The sequence below is a fragment of the Terrisporobacter mayombei genome (assembly GCF_020748465.1).
In the GTDB taxonomy this organism is placed as follows: Bacteria; Bacillota; Clostridia; order Peptostreptococcales; family Peptostreptococcaceae; genus Terrisporobacter; species Terrisporobacter mayombei.
Window position 1 is genome coordinate 704,479 of the sequence record NZ_JAHZMP010000001.1, and the last position, 22,831, is coordinate 727,309.

General features: G+C 25.9%; 18 protein-coding genes. All 18 read right to left on the reverse strand.

Annotated elements, in window-relative coordinates; all coding sequences use genetic code 11:
- Nucleotides 1-9: 9 nt before the first annotated feature.
- The 18 genes from smc to K0039_RS03525 all read right to left on the reverse strand — a co-directional run bounded on the left by smc (nt 10) and on the right by K0039_RS03525 (nt 22,632).
- Nucleotides 10-3,558: a chromosome segregation protein SMC gene (smc, locus tag K0039_RS03440; RefSeq protein WP_228103647.1), complete on the reverse strand. Its 3,549-nt coding sequence runs from the start codon at nt 3,556-3,558 to the stop codon at nt 10-12.
- A gap of 88 nt (nt 3,559-3,646) precedes the next feature.
- Nucleotides 3,647-4,717 (reverse strand): elongator complex protein 3, encoded by a 1,071-nt coding sequence (locus K0039_RS03445; protein WP_228103648.1) that lies wholly within the window; start codon nt 4,715-4,717, stop codon nt 3,647-3,649.
- Between the two features lie 17 nt (nt 4,718-4,734).
- Entirely contained in the window at nt 4,735-5,439 is a 705-nt protein-coding gene (gene rnc, locus K0039_RS03450) for a ribonuclease III (protein WP_228103649.1), read from the reverse strand.
- A gap of 114 nt (nt 5,440-5,553) precedes the next feature.
- Nucleotides 5,554-6,027, reverse strand: coding sequence for a CD1247 N-terminal domain-containing protein (locus tag K0039_RS03455; protein ID WP_228103650.1), 474 nt, complete (start codon nt 6,025-6,027; stop codon nt 5,554-5,556).
- Between the two features lie 90 nt (nt 6,028-6,117).
- On the reverse strand, nt 6,118-6,675 hold the full coding sequence (efp, locus tag K0039_RS03460) for an elongation factor P (RefSeq protein ID WP_148488690.1): 558 nt from the start codon (nt 6,673-6,675) through the stop codon (nt 6,118-6,120).
- Between the two features lie 330 nt (nt 6,676-7,005).
- Nucleotides 7,006-8,286 carry a type I 3-dehydroquinate dehydratase gene (aroD, locus tag K0039_RS03465; RefSeq protein ID WP_228103651.1) on the reverse strand — a complete coding sequence of 427 codons (1,281 nt, stop codon included), beginning with the start codon at nt 8,284-8,286 and terminating at the stop codon, nt 7,006-7,008.
- Between the two features lie 447 nt (nt 8,287-8,733).
- A complete protein-coding gene (gene baiCD, locus K0039_RS03470) occupies nt 8,734-10,671 on the reverse strand; it encodes a bile acid Fe-S flavoenzyme BaiCD (protein ID WP_228103652.1) in 1,938 nt (645 codons plus the stop codon).
- A 161-nt stretch (nt 10,672-10,832) separates the two neighbouring features.
- Nucleotides 10,833-11,417 carry a TetR/AcrR family transcriptional regulator gene (locus K0039_RS03475; protein ID WP_228103653.1) on the reverse strand — a complete coding sequence of 195 codons (585 nt, stop codon included), beginning with the start codon at nt 11,415-11,417 and terminating at the stop codon, nt 10,833-10,835.
- Nucleotides 11,418-11,712: 295 nt separating this feature from the next.
- Nucleotides 11,713-12,234, reverse strand: a complete 522-nt coding sequence (locus K0039_RS03480; protein WP_228103654.1) for a hypothetical protein — start codon at nt 12,232-12,234, stop codon at nt 11,713-11,715.
- Nucleotides 12,224-12,658, reverse strand: a complete 435-nt coding sequence (locus K0039_RS03485; protein ID WP_228103655.1) for a GspH/FimT family protein — start codon at nt 12,656-12,658, stop codon at nt 12,224-12,226. The genes K0039_RS03480 and K0039_RS03485 overlap by 11 nt, the downstream gene beginning before the upstream one ends.
- A gap of 20 nt (nt 12,659-12,678) precedes the next feature.
- Nucleotides 12,679-13,278: a hypothetical protein gene (locus K0039_RS03490; RefSeq protein WP_228103656.1), complete on the reverse strand. Its 600-nt coding sequence runs from the start codon at nt 13,276-13,278 to the stop codon at nt 12,679-12,681.
- The gene (locus K0039_RS03495; protein WP_228103657.1) at nt 13,259-13,615 is read right to left on the reverse strand and encodes a hypothetical protein; all 357 of its coding nucleotides are present in this window, start codon (nt 13,613-13,615) and stop codon (nt 13,259-13,261) included. Before K0039_RS03495 ends, K0039_RS03490 begins: the two co-directional genes overlap by 20 nt.
- 16 nt (nt 13,616-13,631) lie before the next feature.
- Nucleotides 13,632-14,486, reverse strand: a complete 855-nt coding sequence (aroE, locus tag K0039_RS03500; RefSeq protein WP_228103658.1) for a shikimate dehydrogenase — start codon at nt 14,484-14,486, stop codon at nt 13,632-13,634.
- Nucleotides 14,487-14,545: 59 nt separating this feature from the next.
- The gene (locus K0039_RS03505; RefSeq protein WP_228103659.1) at nt 14,546-17,035 is read right to left on the reverse strand and encodes a sensor histidine kinase; all 2,490 of its coding nucleotides are present in this window, start codon (nt 17,033-17,035) and stop codon (nt 14,546-14,548) included.
- Nucleotides 17,036-17,061: 26 nt separating this feature from the next.
- The gene (locus K0039_RS03510; protein ID WP_228103660.1) at nt 17,062-19,458 is read right to left on the reverse strand and encodes a PAS domain-containing sensor histidine kinase; all 2,397 of its coding nucleotides are present in this window, start codon (nt 19,456-19,458) and stop codon (nt 17,062-17,064) included.
- Nucleotides 19,459-19,672: 214 nt separating this feature from the next.
- Nucleotides 19,673-20,323, reverse strand: a complete 651-nt coding sequence (gene sigK / locus K0039_RS03515; protein ID WP_228103661.1) for an RNA polymerase sporulation sigma factor SigK — start codon at nt 20,321-20,323, stop codon at nt 19,673-19,675.
- A 77-nt stretch (nt 20,324-20,400) separates the two neighbouring features.
- Nucleotides 20,401-22,062 carry a peptidoglycan D,D-transpeptidase FtsI family protein gene (locus tag K0039_RS03520; protein ID WP_228103662.1) on the reverse strand — a complete coding sequence of 554 codons (1,662 nt, stop codon included), beginning with the start codon at nt 22,060-22,062 and terminating at the stop codon, nt 20,401-20,403.
- A gap of 114 nt (nt 22,063-22,176) precedes the next feature.
- Nucleotides 22,177-22,632 (reverse strand): MarR family winged helix-turn-helix transcriptional regulator, encoded by a 456-nt coding sequence (locus tag K0039_RS03525; protein ID WP_103978886.1) that lies wholly within the window; start codon nt 22,630-22,632, stop codon nt 22,177-22,179.
- Nucleotides 22,633-22,831: the final 199 nt, after the last annotated feature.

The window sequence follows — 22,831 nt, forward strand, 5'->3', positions numbered from 1 at the left end:
CTTTTCTTGTTAAATAATATCAGTCATTTCTTCTGCTTCATTTAAGCTTAAAGCTATGACTTTTGAAATAGCTCTTTGTTCCATAGTTACACCATAAATATAATCTGCTGCTTCCATTGTACCTCTTCTATGAGTTACAGCAATAAATTGAGTTCTAGATGTTAATTCTTTTAAGAATGTTCCAAATCTAGCTATATTACTATCATCTAGTGGAGCTTCTATCTCATCTAGGATGCAAAACGGTGTTGGTTTTGCTAGTAAAATGGAGAATAGTATACTAATTGCTGTTAATGCCTTTTCTCCTCCTGATAATAAACTTAAATTTTTCATCTTTTTACCTGGTGGTTTTGCAGTAATTTCTATATCACTTTCTAGAATGTTTTCTTCATCTAAAATAGTTAAATTTCCTTCTCCTCCACCAAATAATCTATTATATACATATTTAAAGTTTTCATTTACTTTATCAAATTCTTCTTTAAACTGTACTTTCATGTGTTCTTCCAACTCTGATATTATCTCTTCTATGGCCTCAATAGATTTTTGTAAGTCTTCTTTTTGCTCACTATAGAAATCATATCTTTCTTTTGTTTCTTTGTATTCTTCTATGGAATCTACATTTACATTTCCTAAAGATCTAATATCTTTTTTAATAGAATCTAATATCTTTTTATTTATTTCTATTTCATCATCTCTAAGCTCTATAGCTTGTAAGTATGTTAGATTATAGTCTTCAAATAATTTAAAGTTATTACTTTCCTTATTTGACTCTAGTTTTTCAATTTTAGATTCAACTTTAAATATGGCTTCTTTTAACTCCATAAATTGTTTATCAATATTTTTAAGTTTTATATTATTATCATCTAGATTTTGTTTTAAGTTTTCTCTAGCTATTTTTTTATTCTCTAATACTTTATTATTTTCATTTAATTGACTTTTTAAATTTTCCTTTTCTCTATCTTCAAGGATTATTTTTTCTTCAATATCTTTTATTTCATTTTCTTCTTCATTATTTTCTTTCTCAATTAAAAGTTTTTTACTGTGAAGTTGATTTAAATATTCTTTTATCCTTTCCATATCTGCATTAAAGGACTTAAGTATTTCTTTGTCTTTTGTAAGTTGAAGATTTATATTATCAAATTTACTTTTTTCAGTTTCGTAAATTTCACTTTCTTTATTAAGTTCTTCATTTAAGACTTCTATATTTTCTTTGTTGTTTTTATGCTTGTCATCAATATCTTTTATTTGAGATTCTAATACTTCTTTCTTTTGAAGAGTATAACTTAAGTTTGATCCTAGATTTTGTTTTTCATTCTCCAACTTTTTCATACTAGATAAGAAATTATTTATTTCTTCTTCGTATCTTGAATAAGATGAATTACTAAATATTAATTCTTTATCTAAGTTTTTTATTTCTTCTTCATATGATTGAATATTATCTTTACAGCTTATTATGTCTTTTTCTATGGATACTAGTTTTTCTTGTATAGATGTATTTTCTTCCTTTGTAGTTTTTATTTTTTCGTTAAACTCATTTATAAGTCTTTTTCTTGATAAAATATTTCCACTTGTTTTTAGAGAACCTCCTGTTAAAGAACCTCCTGGATTTAATATTTCACCTTCTAGTGTTACTACCTTATATTTATGTCCAGTTTCTCTAGCAAATTTAATTCCTTCATCTATATTGTCTATTACTATAGTTCTTCCTAGTATATTCTCCAGTATATCCCTATATTTATCATCATAAGATATTAAATCACTGGCAATTCCAATAAAATTAGTCCTAGTTTGAATATTGTTTATCTTTTTAGATTTGATAATATTCATAGGCAGAAAAGTTACCCTACCAATTTTATTATGTTTTAAATAATTTATGGCCGCTTTTGCACTATTTTCATCAGCTGTTATTATATTTTGCATATAAGCACCAAGTGCTGCTTCAATAGCTTTTTCATACTTTTGTGGAACAGTTACCACTTGTCCTAAAGCTCCATATATTCCATTAAGATTTTTATTTTTAAGAACCTCTTTAACTCCTCTGTTAAATCCTTCATAGTGATTTTCCATATCTATATAAACATTTAATTTGGAGCTATATTCTTTTAGAGCGTAGTTATTATTTTGTATCTTAGTATTTAAGTTTTGATTATCTTCTTTTAATTTTCTAAGATTTTCATAATAATTATTTACTTTATTTTTTAAATCCTCAATTTTTTCTTTTTTATTATTTATTTCATATTGGATTTCTTTTAAAAGTTCTTCCTTAGATTTTAATTTTTCATTTATTTCATTAATCTCTACGTCTATATTTTCATTTCTTTGATTAATATTATCTTTATTGGCATTTAAAGTTGATAATTTATTACTTACATCTTGTTTTTCATTAAGTAATTTGATTATTTCATCTTTTAAATTTTCAATTCTATCATTCAACTCTTCAATTTTATTCTTATTGGTTTCATTTTTTTCCATAAAAATATTAAGTTGATTCTTAAATTCATTTATTGATTTTTCTTTTTCTTCTTTTTCATTGTTTATTTTTTCTAAATTTTTTTTATTATCTTCTAAAGATTTATCTATATTTTCTAGCTCCTCAGTATTTCTTTTTATTTTAGTAGAGCTATTATCTTTTCTTTGATTTAATAAATTAATCTCATAGTCTTTTTTATCTATTACAGATTTAATAGAGTTTATATATTCTGTAGATTTTTCTATGGATTTATCTATTTCTTCTATCTGAACGCTGACTTCTTTTGAGTTTTCTTCAAATAATATTTTTTCTTTATCAATATGTTCTAATTCTTCACCTAAAACTTCATATTGACTATTTATTTCTTTTAATTGTTGTTCTATTCTTTGTATTTCCCTTATATAATTGTTTACTTCTAATTTTTTTAACGTTTCACTAAGATCTAAGTATTTTCTTGCTTTAACTTGTTGATTATAAAGTGGTTTAATTTGATTTTCTATTTCCACATATATATCGTTTATTCTATCTAGATTTTCCTTAGTGTTTCTTAAGTTTCTCTCTGACTCCGTCTTTTTATATCTATACTTAGATATTCCACAAGCTTCGTCAAAAACTTTTCTTCTGTTTACTGGGTTATTGCTTAAGATTTCGTCAACTTTCCCCTGCTCTATAATAGAGTATCCATCTTTCCCAATTCCTGTATCTAATAAAATTTCTTTTATATCTTTTAGCCTACAGTTTTTATTATTTAAATAGAATTGACTTTCACCATTTCTATAAGCCCTTCTCTTTATGGTAACTTCACTATAATCTATATTTAACTTTTCATCTGAATTATCTATTGTAAGAGCTACCTCACAGAAATTCATAGGTTTTTGGTTATCAGATCCAGCAAATATAACATCTTCAAGTTTATCTCCTCTAAGACTTTTTATACTTTGTTCTCCAAGAACCCATCTAACAGCATCAGATACGTTACTTTTACCACTTCCATTTGGTCCAACTATTGCTGTTACACCTTCTTTGAAGATTATATCTGTTTTGTTTGGGAAGGATTTAAATCCTTTTAACTCTAATCTCTTTAAATACAATGCTTACGTTCTCCCTTCCTTACAAAATTTGCTTCGCTTAAGCCACTGCGTGGGCGCTACACTTCATATCGCCAACGAGATGTCTTTCCTACAAGTTATAAATATTATAAAGTTTTTTGTACATATCTTCTGCTTTAATATTTACTACCTTATTATCATCTAACATTATTATGAATTCATTTTCGTCTATATTTTCTGGTTTTATCTTCATATTAATATTAAGTTCATTCTTGAAGAATAATTTATTGCTCTTCTTATTACCAACTACTTTTGATATGTTTTTATTGTTTGTTTTTATTTCTAAATTGCTTACAGTCTTATTTTGTATAACAAGATAATGTAAGTAGTCTTTGATCATTTCCCCTTCAACTAATTCTCTAAAAGCTGGATGATAAGGTCCGTCTACTATTCCTTTTCCAAGCTGTATATCTTCTGTTGCTTGAAGCCCAACTCTTATAACATTTATGTTGTTAACATAAAATAAAACTAAAAGCTTTTTAACAATTGAAATACATTCTTCTAAAGTAAAAGGCTTATATTCCCCTTTATTTAATAATGTTTCAAGTCCTGTATCTTTTACTACTAATGTAGGATAAATTCTTACACAAAATGGATTTAGTTCTATGAATTTTTTTGCAGTTTCAATACATTTTTCTTCTGTATCTGAAGGTAGCCCAACCATCATTTGAAGTCCTAAGTTTATGCCAGACTCTTTAATTAAGTGTGAACTTTTGATTACACTTTCTATATCATGTCCTCTAGCGCTATCATGAAGTACTTTTGCATCCATTGATTGTACTCCAAGCTCTATTATTGTTGTTTTGTATTCTTTTAATCTATTTAGGATATCTACACTAATACAGTCTGGTCTTGTTGACATTCTTATATCTGACACTAAACCCTTTTCTACATATTCTTTAGCCACTGATAGTAACTCATTTTGTGTTTTTTCATCTATTGCTGTAAAACTACCACCAAAAAATGCAATTTCCACACTGGCATCCTTTGGTATAGTAGGTAAATATTCTTCTATAATATTTCTCGCTTCTTCACTAGTGACTTCTGTGCTAACTCCTGTTATTTTCTTTTGATTGCAAAATATACAATCATGAGGGCATCCCCTATGTGGCACGAATATGGGTATTATTCTCTTTTTCATTTTATAAACCTCTTAAGTTAAATTTTTTGTGATTTAAGAGCAGATTTTGCAGCAACTTGTTCTGCATCTTTTTTACTTTTGCCTTCTCCCACACCTAATACTTCATCATTGATTCCAACTTCCATAACAAATCTCTTATTATGGTCTGGCCCTTTTTCTTCAACTAAATTATACCATATGTGTTGTTCACCTTTGCTTTGTAAAACTTCTTGAAGATATGTTTTATAATCTCTAAATATTTTACCTTCAACAGAGTTTTCTATTATTTCTTCCATAAATTTAAATATAAATTTACTTGCTTCTTCTAAACCACCATCTAAGTAAATAGCTGCAATTACTGCTTCTAAAGCATCTGCTAGAATTGATATTCTGTCTCTTCCACCAGTAGCTTCTTCACCTTTTCCAAGTAATAGGTACTCTCCTAAATGAATTTGTCCTGCGACTTCACTAAGTGATTCTTCACATACAATATTTGCTCTTAGTTTTGTAAGTTCACCTTCTGGAAGATTCTTTTCTTTTTTAAATAAATAATCACTTATTACTATACTTAAAACTGAATCTCCAAGAAATTCTAATCTTTCATTGAATTTATAATTTTTATTTTCATTTGAATATGAACTATGAGTTAATGCTTCTAAAATATAACTTTTGTCCTCAAATATATAATTAATTGTTTCTTCAAATTTACTAATGTTATAAATTGCTTTCTTATTAACGTTCATTGTTCCTCCTTAAATAATTATATCATTTTATAGTGTACTATTTTCAATAAAATAATGCAAAAAACCTATGGAGCAGAAAGCTTCATAGGCAAAATATTTTAATAATTTTCTGTTCTATTTCTCTTCGTGATCTTCGCAGCTGCATACACATCCACAACAATCTTCATCTTCTTCTGATGATAATATTATTGCTTGGCAGTTAGGGCAAATAACATCTACTGAATCATCAAATAATAGTTCTTCGTCTATGTCAACTAAATCGCCACAATTTGGGCATTCCATTTCTATGTAACTTAATTCATCTTCATCATCGTAATCTTCATCATCGTAGTCATCATAATCATCGTCAAAATCATCTTCGTCTTCTTCATATAATATGTCTTCTACATCTGATAAATCTTCGTCAACACTTTCAACATATTCCACTAACTCATCATAATCTTCTTGCATATCGTCTAATGTGTCAGCTAAGTTTTCAAGTACATCTATTATCTTGCATATCATTTTGCCTTCTTTAGTTTCGCTTTCTATTTCTAAACCTTCTGCCAAACCTCTTAAATATGCTACTTCTTCGCCTAGATACTTCATATATTAATACCTCACTTTCATTTTATTTATAAACTAAAAGCTCATATATCATTATTATTGAGATATATAAGCTTTTTATACATTAAAATATTAAACTCTTGATAAATATTCACCAGTTCTAGTGTCTATTTTTATTTTGTCACCTTCATTTATAAATAAAGGTACTTGAACTACTGCACCTGTTTCAACTGTAGCTGACTTAGTTACGTTCGAAGCAGTATCTCCCTTTATTCCTGGCTCAGTTTCAGTTACTGTTAATTCTGCAAAGTTTGGAGCCTCTACTTGGAATGGTTGTCCTTGGTAGAATCTTATAGTTGCTACTTCGTTTTCTTTTAAGAATTTTATAGCATCTTCAACTTGCTCATAGTTTAAAGGTATTTGATCGTAAGTTTCTTCGTCCATGAAGTAGTATAATTCACCATCATCATATAAGTATTGCATTTGCTTAGTCTCTATTAATGCTTTTGGGAATTTATCACTTGGGTTGAAAGCTTCTTCTCTTATAGCTCCTGTTTTTAAGTTTTTGTATTTTGTTCTTACGAAAGCTGCACCTTTTCCTGGCTTAACGTGTTGGAAATCAACTATTAAACAAGGTTGTCCATCTTTTTCGAAAGTTACACCTTTTCTAAAATCTCCTGCTGTTACCATATCTGTTCCTCCATCTAAAAAATTTGTCATCATATATGTCTTGATGATATCTATTAACTTCATCCCAATACATATCATCATATGAATTTAAATTTTTAATATACAATAACTTATTAAGTAAATTGCATATTTTTACAAAATAATTTTTTCTCTTAATATAATATCATACATTAAGTTATTTAAACAAGTTTTTAACTAACTACTTTATTATATTTTTATAATTTCTCTGTTTTTTATACTAAATCACTTAATTCAAATAATGTTACTTTAGTAAAAATTTAATAAAAGCCTTTATTTACTTATAAAGTTACGTTTTTAGTGACTTATAAATCATAACTTATTTATTATTTCTTCACAAATTTTTTCTATACTTTTATTATCTGTATTTATAATTATATCTGCTGCTTGCAAATATCTTTCTTCTCTTTTCTTCATTAAAGTTGATATATATTCTTCATTCATATTATCATTTAAAATTGGTCTATCTTTGCTATGTTTTACTCTTTTGTATATGATATTAGAACTTGCTGTAAGCAATATCACTTTTCCCATTTCTTTCATTAATTTAATATTTTCTTCCTTTATTACTATTCCCCCTCCACCGGAAATAATAATATTTTTTTCATTTGATAATTCTAATAAAACGTCTTTTTCACATTTTCTAAAATACTCTTCTCCATTAACAGAAAAAATCTTATCAATAGTTGTATTTTCTTTTCTTTCAATATATTGATCAGTATCAATGCTTTTCATTTTTAATACTTCACTTAGCTTTTTTGATACGGAACTCTTACCAGTTCCCATAAAACCAATTAGTATAATATTATTTTTTTGTAAATTAATTTCTTCCTTATAATACTTATTGATTATTTCCAGAGAAATATCTAAATCTTCAACTTCTATTTGCCCTGGCGCGGATGCTTTTGTTCCAGAAGCAAATGTTAAGCAAGAACCAAATATCTGACCGCTCATACGACTTATTATGCCCTTAGTTCCCATGGAAATAGTTATTATTGGAGTTTCATTATATTTTTCTTTCATTATACTAGTAACTTCTAATAATTTAATTACATCTATATAATCATTGGGCATAACTGCCAATTTTGGAATATCCCCATTTAGTTTTTGCATTTTTATTAAATCTTCAATCATTTCACTTTTAGAAGGAGTCTTCTCAAAATCATGTTTAGAAATAATTACTTTAATATCATTATTATGAGCTATTTCAACTAATTCTTTTATTTTTTCATCTCCAACTCTAAGCTCTACATCAATAATATCAGTAAGTTTTTTTTCACATATGTTTTTATATAAATCTATATACTCATTTTCACTTATATTTATTTCTCCGCCTTCTTCTTTACTTCTGATAGTAAAAATCAAAGGCTTTTCATTCAAATTTTTTTTTATTTTATCTAACAAATCACATACTTTTGTAATATCTTTAATATATTCATAAAAATCACATCTTAATTCTACAATATCTACATCCATAGAATATATTTTTTCGCATTCTTTTATTACTTCATTTTCACTTTTACCTACTAAAGATGTACAAATTTTAGGTTTGCCACAACCTAGTCTTATATTTTTAACTCTTACACACTTCATATTATTCTCCATAAGTTCTATTTTTTAATCATATACATTTTAATTTAATTAGATTGTATACTATTATTCTACTATTTGAACACAATAAAACTAAATAAAATTTTTTTAACATAAAAATATAAGTAAATTATTGTAAAATACCATAATATATTGTAATTTATAATTAGAGATATGAGTCTCATATCTTTAATTTGTTTTTTGTTATGTGTTGTTTAAAAATGTTTATTTATGTGTGTATGTAAACGGAAAAAGAGTTGTCTCAAAATGATTTTTAAATCATTAAAGGGATAGCTCTTTTTACATTTTTCACATTAAATAGCGCATCGCATAGAGTTTGATCTTAGAACAAAGGTAATTATATGTTTTCCTAAATATTCATTAATTAAAATAAAAAGAAACCCAAGTATAGTTCTTAGGTTTCTATATACAAAGTTAATTAATAACTTATTATATTTCTCTTGCCACGTCTACTGCCTCTTTAACACAATTCAATGCTCTTCTAGCTTTAATTGCGTCTCCTATTATATGATAAGGTATATTATTTTCATCACAATATTGTGATATTTCCTTATGATCACGAGCTCTTGAACCTATTGATACAACTGTATAATCACAAGGTATTTCTTCTAAAACACCCTGTTTATCAATAGTAATTGAATTCTCTTTTATTTCTACACATTTAGCATTAGTTATAGTAGTTATTCCTTCTTCATATAAATTCTCCATTACACAAATCTTACGAAGTTGGCCTAAATCTTTGGCTACTTCATTTAACATTTCAACAGCAGTAATCTTTCCAACTTTACCTGATAGATACTCAGCAACTTCAAGACCTACTAATCCACCCCCTACTACTACTACATTCCCCTCTATTTTAACTTTCCCAGCTAATACATTATGAGAGTTTGTAACATTAGCTAAATCAGAGCCAGGTATATTTAGTTTTATTGGAGAAGATCCTACTGCTACTATAACTTCATCTGGATTTACACTTTTAATTACTTCAGGTGTTACCTTTGTAGAAAGTCTAATTTCAATACCTGCTTTCTTACATTCTTCTCCCATATGGATAGCTGCCAATTTCATTTCTTCCTTCCTTGGTGCTGCTCCAGCTAATACAAATTGACCTCCTAATGAATCACTAGCCTCACATATTACCGGAATATGTCCTCTTTCTTTTAAAGTAATTGCAGCTTGTAGCCCTGAAACTCCTCCACCAATAATCAGTACCTTTTTAGGTTTTTCAGTTCTTCTTAATTCATATTCCTTCTCTCTTCCTAAAGCTGGGTTTCTTAAGCAGGTTATAAAAGGAACATCTTTGGAATTAAATCCATCATAGCATCCTTGGTTACATCCAACACAACGTATAATGCTATCAGCTTTTCCTTTCATAGCTTTGTTACAAAACTCTGGATCTGCAAGTTGTCCTCTTCCTATAACAACCATATCCGCTTTGCAGTCCTTAATAATTTCATCAGCTTGCTCTGGATCATTTATTCTGCCTACAGCAACTGTTACTAAACCAGTCTCATTCTTTATTCTTGTTGCATTATCAACATTAAATCCTCTTGGTAAATCTACTGGTGGTACTTCATATTTAATAGCTGCACTTGAAAAGTTTCCTCTTGAAACATCAACTACATCTACACCTGCATTCTTAGATAATTTACAAAATTCAATTACTTCTTCAATAGTTAAACCATCTTCAACATAATCATCAAATGCATCTATTCTCATAAATAGTGGCATATCTTCAGGTATATTATTACGTATAGATTCTATACATTCTAATAAAAATCTTGAACGATTTTCAAAAGACCCACCATACTCATCTCTTCTTTTATTAAATGCCTTACTTAAGAAAGAATGTGGAGTATAGTTGTGCCCTGCATGGAACTCAACCGTATCAAACCCTACTTCTACTGCACGCTTTGCTGCTGTTCCAAAAGCTTCAACAGCTTCTTTGATTATTTCTATACTAGCTCCTGGTATTACATAATCAGGAGATGCTTGAAAGTCAGTAGGCAATACAACCATTGCACTTGAATCCCCAAATAATACTGCTGATCCTCCTAACCATAATTGAGCACCAATCAATCCACCTTCCTTATGAATTGCATCAACTAATTTCTTCATTCCTGGAATGTATTTATCATCAGACAAAGCTAAAAAATTCTTTGGTGATGATTTACTGTATACAGAACATACTTCTGTAAAGTTTAAACCATTTCCACCTTTTGCTCTGGCTACATGATAATCAATTAGTTGATCAGTTACATAGCTATCTCCATTAAGCATTTTTGTCCCCATAGCAGGAAATATAACCCTATTTTTTATTTCCAATCCCCTTATTTTTATAGAGTTAAATAAATGATTATAATACATAATATCCCCCTTAAAATTTATTTTTTATCAAATTAAGATTCTTGTTTTATTTTATTATATTCCATCACTTTGATTTAATCAATATGTTTCAAACAAAATGTTTTAATACTGTAAAAAAAGAATATATCTACACTTTTGTAAATATATTCTCACTTACCAACTTAATTATTTTTTAGTATATTCAATATATATCTTATATACTCTATTCTTTTATCTTTATCATTTATCAATTCATTTTTTAAGTCTTCTGTATTAAGATCACTAGTAGGATAAATAATTGATGATAAAAATACCATCTTTGCATATGTAAATTTATTTTCAGATATTTTAATTACTTTTTTTAAAACTCTATCTAACTTTTTATTTAAAGATTCTGTGATATCTATTATTTCTCTTGATATTTCTTCATCTTCACCAGCCTTAGTAGCTTCCTTTTGCATTACAAGCACTCCTGGATATCTTAATGCATATTCCATTATTTCATTAGTACACAGGATTAACTTTTCTTCATCACTAAGCTGTTCATTATCAAGCTTGGAATAAGCTAAAATTGTGTTCTGAATATAAAATCTTTGAACATTTTTTATCATTTCATCTTTACTTCTAAAATAATAATTTATTGCACTTACATTTACTTCTGCTTCCTTTGCTATTGTCCTAATTGGAACATTTAATGAACCATTCTTTCCAAAAAGATATAATGCACTATCTAAAATTTTTTCTTCTATATTTTTAAGTTCTCTCACTTTTTCACCTCTTATAAGAAATTTAAATTTATACCTTTTAATTTTATAACTATATTATATTTTCAATCAAACTATTTATATTTATAGCTTTTTACTATATTAACATTCACAAATAATATTATATCATAAGACTATTTATGAAAATTACTTTTCTATATACTAACATCAATTCATTGTTGTCAAACCAATCATAACTATATAATATCCACTAAAGCAGCATCATACAAATTAGTACTGCACTTTGTAATTGTTTTATCACATGAAAATAGGACGATTAATATCGTCCTATTTTCATTCAAAAGTTTTTTATATAAGATTTAAAAGTCGTTTCATATTTTTCATCATTTTTACTTAAATTAAGTTTGACAGATATCTTATTATTTTCTATCATTACAGATATAAAATCAACGTAGTCACCTATTTCATACCCTCCAGTTTCACTATTTCCACTACTATTTAGCGTATTTATAAACAGTTTTTTATTGCTCTTATAACTTATTTCCTTATCTTTTACATTTCTATATTGATTTTTATATTTACACTTCATTGAATTAATTTTTTTATAAGATGAAGTATCTCCGTTTATGGTATTTCCATTCAAATCACGTATACTTATAATTCCATCACTATTTTCTATAACTTTATTAATTTGATAACACATTTCTTCACCTTGTTCATATAATTCAACATTGTCTTCAATAGTTTTTTTATATTTATTACTAAAAAATAAAAATGAATATAAGCTTAAAGAAATAGTAACTATAATAAATAAAGATATTATGCTTTCTAAAAGCAAGTAACCTTTTCTACTTTTCATATATTCCCTCTTTGTATAGCACTCTTCCGCTTACTGGCACTATTGTAATATATTTATACTTATCACCTTTATTAATGCTTATAGTTCCACCACCATTTTTATATAGACCACTCGTATAAAAAGATATTAAGGAATTGTTCTGGCCTATTGGAAAGTTTAAATTTACATTCTTAGGTAAATACAATCTTTTGTCTTCTTTTTTATTTTTATGTAAAATATAAGACCATTTGTTATTTTCATTTAAAAACCTAATATAAACATTAGTATTGTTTAACATATTCTCTCTTCTTACATAACGTATGTCTGAACATAACTCTCTCGCAAAAATTTCCATTTTATAATTATCACCTTCGTATTTCATAAAGCAAATACTAGATAAGATGACTATTATACTTATTGTTACTATAAGTTCAAGCGTACTCACATTCCTTCTCGCTTCATATATTATTTCTCCTCGTAATTATACAACATAATCAAATCACCTTCATTTATTTCAGCAATTTCATCCTCAGTATTTTCAACATTAACTTCCATATTTAAATCTTCTTCTTCATTCATATTTGATTCTTCTAAATTTTTCTCTGTTTTCCCAAACCAAGGATTTTTAATTTTCACACTTATCAGTGCATATTTATCATGATTATTAATTTTACTTTTTGTTGAAATTTTATAATGAATGTATTCTTTTGTAGACAAACTATTATCAAAAGCCATATCTATAGTTCTATTTGTAAGGCCTGTATTTTCAATTTTCTTTACTTTATTTATAAATATTGCGCTATTATTTTTAGTTAAATAATTATAAAATTCATCTTCTCTTTCCGTGTTTTCCATAGCATATTTAACTTCTTTAAGCATATTACTATAAATAAGTTCAATAACTCCAAGATTTTCTTCCTTAAGCTTTTCAGTTTTATATTCTAACTCACTGATTCTGTTATTACTTAAAATCAAACTGGAACATGTAATACATATTAAACTAATTATTGTAAATGTAATAACAGACATAATTAAAATTGAACCTTTACTCTTTCTTTGTAACATAAGTATTAAGTTCCATTTCTCTATTATTATCTGATACTTTAACTCTTAAATCATAACAATTATAATAACTAATTGGAGTAACTGAAGTTTTTATTTTAAAATTGTTCACCGTTTGCTCTGCATCATATCTGTCTGTATTAGTACTCATTTTTATTTTATTTCTTTCATCTTCGATTTTTTCTTTAGCTATATATAACATCTGTCTATTATGATTATTTTTCTTAAGCAAAATAATATTATTATGCAATGTTGATGTGATTATAAATACTATCATACTAACAATAAATAAGCTTATTACACATTCTAAAGTTGTGAATCCTTTTCTTTTAATCCTCATCACCCTTCCTAAATTTTTACTTTAGTGAATTGAAATATATATTCTTTATTTCTTCAAGATCATCCTCACTCGCTTTTATATTTTCCCATATTTCATAAGCTAATAATCCTTGATTAATTAACATATTAATGCCATAAACAACCTTTAAATTATTATTTTTAGCCCAAGATAATAATTTAGTTTCATAAGGCTTGTATACAATATCACAAACTAGTAAATTTTTAGGTGGATTTATATTAACATCTATTGGACAGTCCTTAGATCCCATACCTATAGGCGTAGTATTAATTAAAATATCAAAGCTTTTCAAATCATTTTCTTCTACTGGATTTGTGTCATAATCGGCTTTTAATAAGAAATTACTATTAATTAAGTTACAAATATTCTTTGCATTTTCTTCACTTCTATTTCTAATTTCAATATAAGAAACTTCTTTGTTAGCCAATTCTACTGCTATACTTCTACAAGCTCCTCCAGCCCCTAAAATGATTATTTTTTTATCTTTTAAATCATAACCTTCATCTGTTAAAGATTTTATAAATCCTATACCATCTGTGTTATAGCCTACTAATTCATTATTTACATTTTTTATTGTGTTTACAGCTCCTATAAGTAGTGCATTTTTGTCTACTTTATCTAGGTATGGGATTATATCTACTTTATAAGGAATTGTTACATTACAACCTTTCATATTAAAAGTTTTTATACTTTGTGCTGCATTTTCTAAGTTATTTTTTTCTATTTCAAAACACATATAAATATTATTTTTTTTATATTTTTGTGATAAGTAATTATGTATGCTTGGTGAAAAACTTTGGCTTACTGGTTGTCCAAAAAGACCTATTAATTTTGTGTTAGAATTTATATTCATAGTAGCTCCTTTATTATGTTTATTATCATATCTTTAGTAATTTATACGTCTTATTTTAACTATAAATCGCATATTTTCTTATATTCATTATAGATAAAGTTTTCATCAATTACTTTAATAGTTTTTTCATTATCATTAATATTTTTTTCAATATTAAGTTCCATCTCAATTAATATGCAATCATCTTTGTTAGTTCTCATGTCTACTTTTCCCTTATATTTGTTCACTATTAACTTTGCAATGGACATACTTAAATTAAGAATTTTTTCTTCATAATTATCAAGGTATTGCTCGTAATTATATCTTTTGAAATTTTCTATCATAATTATTACTTTATCTACTTTGGTTTTTATACTAAAATCAATTGTACTTTTTATCCTAGAGTTTTTTACTACTACAGATAATAAGGTAAGAATAGCTTTAGTCATATCATCTGAATCTATTTTTGTATATACTTCCTCTTCATCTGTATCAAATACTATGTTAATATTTTTATAATCAGTATACTTATTTAATTGAGTAACTATATCTTCACACAAAGATACAATATCGTAAATTTCATTACTTTCATTATGGTTATCTTCTTCTAACTTAGATAATTCCATAATCTTATTAATTAGTGTGATCAAAACTTCCACATGTTTTTTCATAACTGATATAGAGTTGGCAAACTCACCATTAGGCTCTCTCTTAATAATATCTTTACAGTTTCTTTCTATAAATTGATTACTGCTATGAAGTAAGTTAGCCGGTGTTAACAGTTCATGTGACATATTTATAAAGAAATCATCCTTGTCCTTATTAATAATTTCACTTTCTAAAATTTCTTTTTTCATAGATTCCACTTTAATTTCTTCTGTAATGTCTCTAATTATTAGTACCATTTTAGTAGATTTATTAATATTAATAAGTACTACACTACTTTCAATATTTATTAACCCTCCGTATCCATCCTTTAGAGTTTTCCTTATATATTTAATATTTTCATTTATATTACCAGAACTAATTGCTATGTCATTATATATTTCATCCAAGTCCATATTCTCTATATCTTGAATTTTGAATAATTCAAAGAAAGTATCATTTGCATATTCAAACTCTTTACTTTCATAATCTAATACACATATTGCCTCTGGTATAGTATCTATTAAAGTTTTATATTGATTTGTACTAACCTCCAATTTATTAAGTAACTTTTTATAGTTAGAAATATCTTTTATTTCAATTAAACTAATTTCCTCATCATCCTCAATAAATTTTATTCTGTCTATATATAATGAAATTTCTTTACTTTCATCATCAATATAATTTATTTCACCTTTTGTTGCGCTATTTAGAATAATATTCTTAATATCACTATTATTTAAGTCTATATCTAACTTATTATTATTATAAACTATCTCTTTATTTTTCTCTAATATTATAGAGTATGGTATATTTTCAACTATCTTTTTATACTTTACATCATTTTCTTGTATCTTTAAGGCCATTTTCTTTTCATACGTAATATCAGATAATATACAAATGACTTTTGAAGATTCATATTCTTCATATAAAGAAAAGACACATTCAAAAATCCTACCATCCTTTATTGTTACCTCAGTAATTACGCTTTCACCATAATATCTTGCATCTTCTATACTTTTTAAAAATTTTTCTTTTTCTATCATATTGTCATTTAAAAAATTATCTAGTTTTATCGCTGTATGGTAGTCCTTATATGAATTAAACATAGTTTTAAATACAACATCATTATTAATAATATAGTTATCTTCGTCAATTAATAAGGCACTTTTCTTAAATTGCCCTAGAAGAATATGCAGATTTTTTTCTTTTAAATCATAGTCTTCTTGCAATATTTTATTAACCATTCTATAATTATTCAATCTTTCATCATATAACTTCATATTTATGGCACTTCTACTTAAATTACTTTCTGTTTTAGCATATTTTATGTTAGGCTGCTCAATGTAAATTATATAAGTTTTAAAGAATATAAGTGAAACAATTAATAAATCTAGAAGTATATTACTATATATAAGCCAATTAATAATATGACTTTGCAATACTAAGATAAAATTAATAATATAATATAATGAAATAGTCTGTATCACCTTAGGATATTTACTATAAAATAAGTAGATATTTCCTATAATAAGACTTATAATCATAAAATTATTTAAATTAGTATGTATATTATTAAGGCTTAAATAAAATGAAAATATGCAAGCTACATAATTTATAAAAAAAATGATTCTTCTATGTAAGTTAATCTTTTCATCATTAGATATAAGATAAAATAATATTAGTACTATTATATCCCCTACTAAAAACATATAAAATAAATTATAATCATTAGCAATTATAGTATTTGCTACTATTCTTTTTAAGTAATAGCATATTTTCATTGTTAGAATAGTTCCTATCAATACTAATTGAATTATATTTTTTTTGCTTTTTCTAATACCTATACTAGATAAAATAATAAAAAAAACACATAAGAATAAGGAAATCGTTAGTGTGTTCAAATTTACAATAAAGCCATTCATTACTTCCCCCCCCCTATTTTTAAGCGCTAAGCCAGATATATATCAGAAAACTCTAAGTCAATAGACTCTCTATCTATTATAATGTTTTCAATTTTATGTTTATTTTCTTTAGTACTTTCTAAATAATTACCTTTAAGGATTACTTCAAATTTGCTTCCATAGCCTATCTTGCTATTAACTTGAATCTTGGCATGATGAACCAAAGCTAACTTCTTAACAAGATATAAACCAACCCCAGTTCCTTCTGCGGTTCTAGATAAGGATCTATTAACTTGTTCAAAGTTTTCGAAAATAAAATCAAGTTTATTGCTAGGTATTCCACTACCATTGTCTTTAATAGCTATTGTTATATCTTTTTTATCTACTTTTAATGATACTTTTATTTTTCCGCCTTTTTCAGTAAATTTTATTGCATTAGATAATAAGTTAAGTATAATTTTTTCAATTTTTTCTTTATCCATAAAAATTAGAACTTCTCTTTTATTGCTTTCAAATGTTATATCTAAATTTTTAGGTTTTGTATATGCTCTACATAATTGAACAAGCTCTTCTAAATATTTAACTATATCATAGATTTTATAATCTCTATAATATATACCTGCCTCTATCTTACTTATTTCTTCTATATTATTTAATAATCTCTTTAATCTGTAAGAATTTTGTTTAACTGTTTTAGTATAACTTCTTACACCATCATAATTATATATATCTTTGTTGTTATCTAAAAATTTATTAACTTCAAATATAGTATTTATTGGTTTCTTTATAATCGAAGATGCTCTTGTTAAAAATTCAGTTTTAAACTTGTTTCTTTCTTTTATCATTCGAAGTTTATTGTACACACTCTCCAGTTGTTGTTCAATTTCTAAGTCTCTTACTATAACAAGTAGATTATCTTGTTTTGGCACTTGTTCTATGGCTATTGATATTTTTTTATTTTTTTCTTGATTCATATAAAAAGTTTTAAAATTAACTTCTTCATTATTTTCTAAGTATGTATCTATTATTTTATTAAAGTTGTCTAGTCCCATGTCTTTTAACAACCTCATCATGTATTTATTAGTGTATACTTGTTTTTTTGTATATTTATTCACTAATATGATTCCTTCTGGTAAAGTTTGAATTAATCCATAATAAGTCTCTTTATTTTCATCAAGTTTATTTAATGCAACTTCATGTTCCGTACAATCACTGGCAATACTTAATATCATTTTTTTACCATTTAGCCTAAAAGTCGATGAAATGAAATCTATAATCTTTCCATTTTCCAATTCAAGTTGGCTTTTTTCTTGCTCTTTATCACCATTTTTCAAAACAAATATATTATGTAAAAACTCATCCTTGCTATCTTTGCTTATTCTTTTTTCTATTTTGTCCATAGTCCACACATTTTTTATAGATGAATCTAAATCAAAAATATCCATTCCTATTTTATTAATGTAGCTAATATTATCCCCATCATGAATAAGTACACCATCACTTAATATATCCATTAAAGTTTTATATCTTAATTCGCTTTTTTTCAATTTGTCTTCTTCAATAGATATTTCAGTAATATCTTTCAATTCACAAATTATGGTTTCCCCACCTTCAAAGTAGTCTTTTACTAAAACTAACTTATACTTCTTATTAACAAATTCTATTTGTAAAAAATTTTCTTTTCCAAAATCCATCTTACTTATTTGATCAAATATGTTTTTAGGATCTTTATTTAACTCATTACTTATAAAATCACTAAAATCAAAGTTTTCAACATTATAATTATTTCCTATTATAAATTCATCGAAATACTTATTTTTAAAAATACACTTATAATTAAATGCATTTAAAATTATTATAGGAATATTAATTACTTCAACAATACTAGCTAATTTATCATTAACAGTTTTAATTTCTTCCCTCATATAGTTCTGAATATACGTTTCATTTTCTACTTCTTTTATTGTTCTTGATATATATTGCTTATTCATACGAAACTTATTTTTGTTCAATTCATTTTCTTTATGTTTTATATATATAACGTTAATACATATAATGCTTAAAATACATAAGTTAATTAATATTTCATATATTACATCCATAGTCATGGAACCATAAAGTACTGTATATACTAGTCCAATAGTAAATATTAAAGGAGTGATATACTTTTTCAAACTACTTTTGCTTTTTATTTTTATTTGAAATAGTATAAGAAGTTTTAGAAAAATAACTATAGATGATATTTCCGTAGCATAGTTCATTATTAGTCTAATATTATATTCTTTTAATTGCATTATTAATAAATCTAAAAAAAATAATGGTAATATTAACAATATATTTTTGTCTTTTGATATTTTATATATAAATATTAACAATAGTGGTATAGCAATGTTAGTAATAATTTTTAATAAATATAGTAATTCACCATATTCATTTAGAATCATAAAGCTTCCCCCCTTTATAGTATGATAGCAGTAATAACTTATTTATTTTTAAATTACATACATTTTGATTCATTACTAAAAAACACGATTCTTGAGTATAAACTTCATATTTTTTTCTCTTTTTTTATCATATAAGTTATATTATCATAATTATATTAAATATTTTGTCAATTTCTGGATATAAGCGAAAAAGTTATATACGACAAAAAAAGCCTTATTCAAGGCTTTTTTCTGATTTTAGTTCTTTTCTCAACTTTTTAAGAGCTTTTTTTTCAATTCTTGATACATAAGAACGTGATATGTTAAGTTTTTGAGATATTTCTCGTTGAGTTTTATATCCCAAAGGTGTAAGTCCATATCTTAATTGAATAATTTCTTTTTCTCGATCTGTGAGAATTTTATCCAACTTTTCATAAAGCTTACTTATTTGTACTTTTAATTCAACCTGGTCTATTACATAATCAGGTTCAGTACCTAATATATCTATTAAGCTAATGGAATTCCCTTCCTTATCTACACCAATAGGGTCTTGAAGAGAAACTTGCACCTTATTCTTTTTATTAGTTCTGATATTCATTAGAATTTCATTTTCTATACATTTGGATGCATAAGTTGCTAGTCTTGTTCCCTTATCTACTTTAAATGTCTCTATAGCCTTAATTAAACCAATGGTTCCTATTGATATAAGATCATCTTGGTCCTCATTAGAGTTATTATATTTTTTTGCTATATGAGCAACTAATCTCATGTTTCTCTCTATTAAAATTTCTTTAGCTTCTTGATTATCTTCATTTTTTAATAAAGATAAATAATGTATCTCTTCTTCAGGGGTTAATGGTTTTTCAAATGATTTTAGAATAGTCAACAGGCCACCCCCTTTTTTAGGTGTCACTCTAAATTATATGAAAGTGACCTGGTAAAGTTGACTATTCTTCGTTAAATTTATTTTAAATTTTCACAGATTTCTTTGAAAGTTGGAGTTGCTGATTTACTTTCCTTTTCTGTTCCCTCAATTATAATCGTTATGGCGTATTTAGGATTTATTTCTGGATAAAAACCTGTAATCCATCCATGAGATATATCCTTTCCATTTAAACTACTTTGAGCAGTACCTGTCTTTACACCACATCCTCCTTGTAAATGTGATAATGCTTTTGCTGTACCAACCTTTGATACTTTCATCATCATGTTTTTAATTCTAGTCATAGTGTAAGGAGATATTATTTCTGACTTTTTATTAGGTTTGTATTCTTTTATGATGTTTTTATTATTATCTATAATACTATTATATATATATAGTGGCATATATGTACCATTATTAGCTATTGCTTGAGTAAGTTGATTAATTTGAAGCGGAGTAAATTCTATATTAGCCTGACCAATTGCTAAATTACTAAGAGCTATATCTTCAGGTATTTTAGAATCTTTTTCTTCATCTATTCCTATATCTATTTTTTCATCTAAATGAAGTGTTTTTATGGCTTCAAATATCTTTTCACTACCTACTCGTTTTGCTATATCATAAAATGCACAGTTACAAGAATTAGCTAATGCATCACTAACATCTTCTGAGCCATGGGAAACATTATTATTGCAATTTAAAACTTTACCAGAAGTTCCTATCTTTGCACTTCCATTACAGTTATATCTGTAATTTTCATCTATTGCATTATTTTCAAGTGCTGCATATAATACTACTAGCTTAAATACAGATCCTGGAGGGTATGTAACAGCTAGAGCCCTATTTTGCAGCTCACCTTTTGCACTATCACTATAATCAGATATTTCATTTTGATTAAAGTTTGGTCTAGAGCACATTGCTAAAATTGCACCAGTTTTAACATCTGATATTATTACTGAACTAGGATTTTCTTCTTTATCCATAATTTTTTCTACTTTTTCTTCTATCTTAGAATCTATGCTTATTTTAAGGTGTGAAGAATTTTCTCCATTTGAACTTTCTTCTATACTTCCTTTTAAATAATTAAGACCTTTATTATTTACTCCTGCTTTAAACACGGATACATAGTTTTTATTACTATCTTTTAGTTCTTCATTCATATATTTTTCTATACCACTAACGCCATTATTTTCTGATTTTTTTACATATCCTATCAAATGAGTTAGTAGGCTATTATCTGAATATCTAATTGTTTTTTCTTTTACTGAAATATTTTTCTCTTTTAATTCATCTATTTTACTTTCATCAATATAGTCAATGTCTATTTCAATAATTTCATTTGATAACTGTTCTTGTACTGCTTTATATATATCTTCCTCCGTTAATTTTGTTGCTTTTTTTATAAGGGATACATTTTGATAATTACCACTTATTATATCTTTTGGTACAAGCAATACCTTAGTTTCTTTCTTATCTGTAAGAGGTAAATTATTTCTATCATAAATTATTCCTCTTCCACTATTTAAATTTATTGTTTCTAAACTTTGGCTCTCTACTTTGCTTTCATATTCTTTATTTTTAAATATTGCTAAATTTGATATTTCATATGTTAGATAAGCGCACAATAATAAAAAAACAACAAAAAAACAGTTTATCCTTCTTCTTATTAATTTATTTGATGTATTTTTTTTCTTCCTTGTCATCCAATCACCTCTTATCATTTGTAATTATTTTTGACAACTAAAAGAAAAAAAATACTGTAATGGTAAATTTTATATTTAAAATTATGTTTTATTTTTGAGCATAAAAAAAGCTCCCTATTGGAAGCTTTCATATTTTCTTTCAAAGAATCTGCTTGCTTTTCCTAAAATTTTTGTTAATATTTCTAAATCTTCACCTTTAAACGCCTCTAATATAGCATCTATCATCTCTTTATGGAAGATACTATGGACATTAAATACTTCTTCTCCTTTTTCAGTTAAATTAACAAGTACTACTCTTCTATCTTCTTCAATCCTTTTTCTTTCCACGTAACCCTTTTTAATAAGTCTATTTATTGCTGTAGTTAGCGTTCCAACAGTAATTCTCAAATCATGGGCAATTTCTCCCATTGTTCTATTTCCTTCTTTACCTATTGCTTCTATAGTATGTATTTCCGTAATGGATAAATTAGCAAATTCCGTATTTTTCATTGATTTTTCTTCAATATGTAAAATGTCATTAAATAATTGAACTAATAATTTATTTAAAACTTCCTCTTTCTTATTTTCCATAATTTTGTACTCTCCGTCCTTTATATTATAAATGTATTATAATAAATTTTTTGACACAATTCAATCTATACTATTTATATTTAATTTTTATAATAATACATTACTGTTTTATTGTCTTTTCATACTCTTTATTTATCATACCCATAAATATTGTCTACTAATTACAATATTAAAAAATGCACATTTATTTTCATAATTG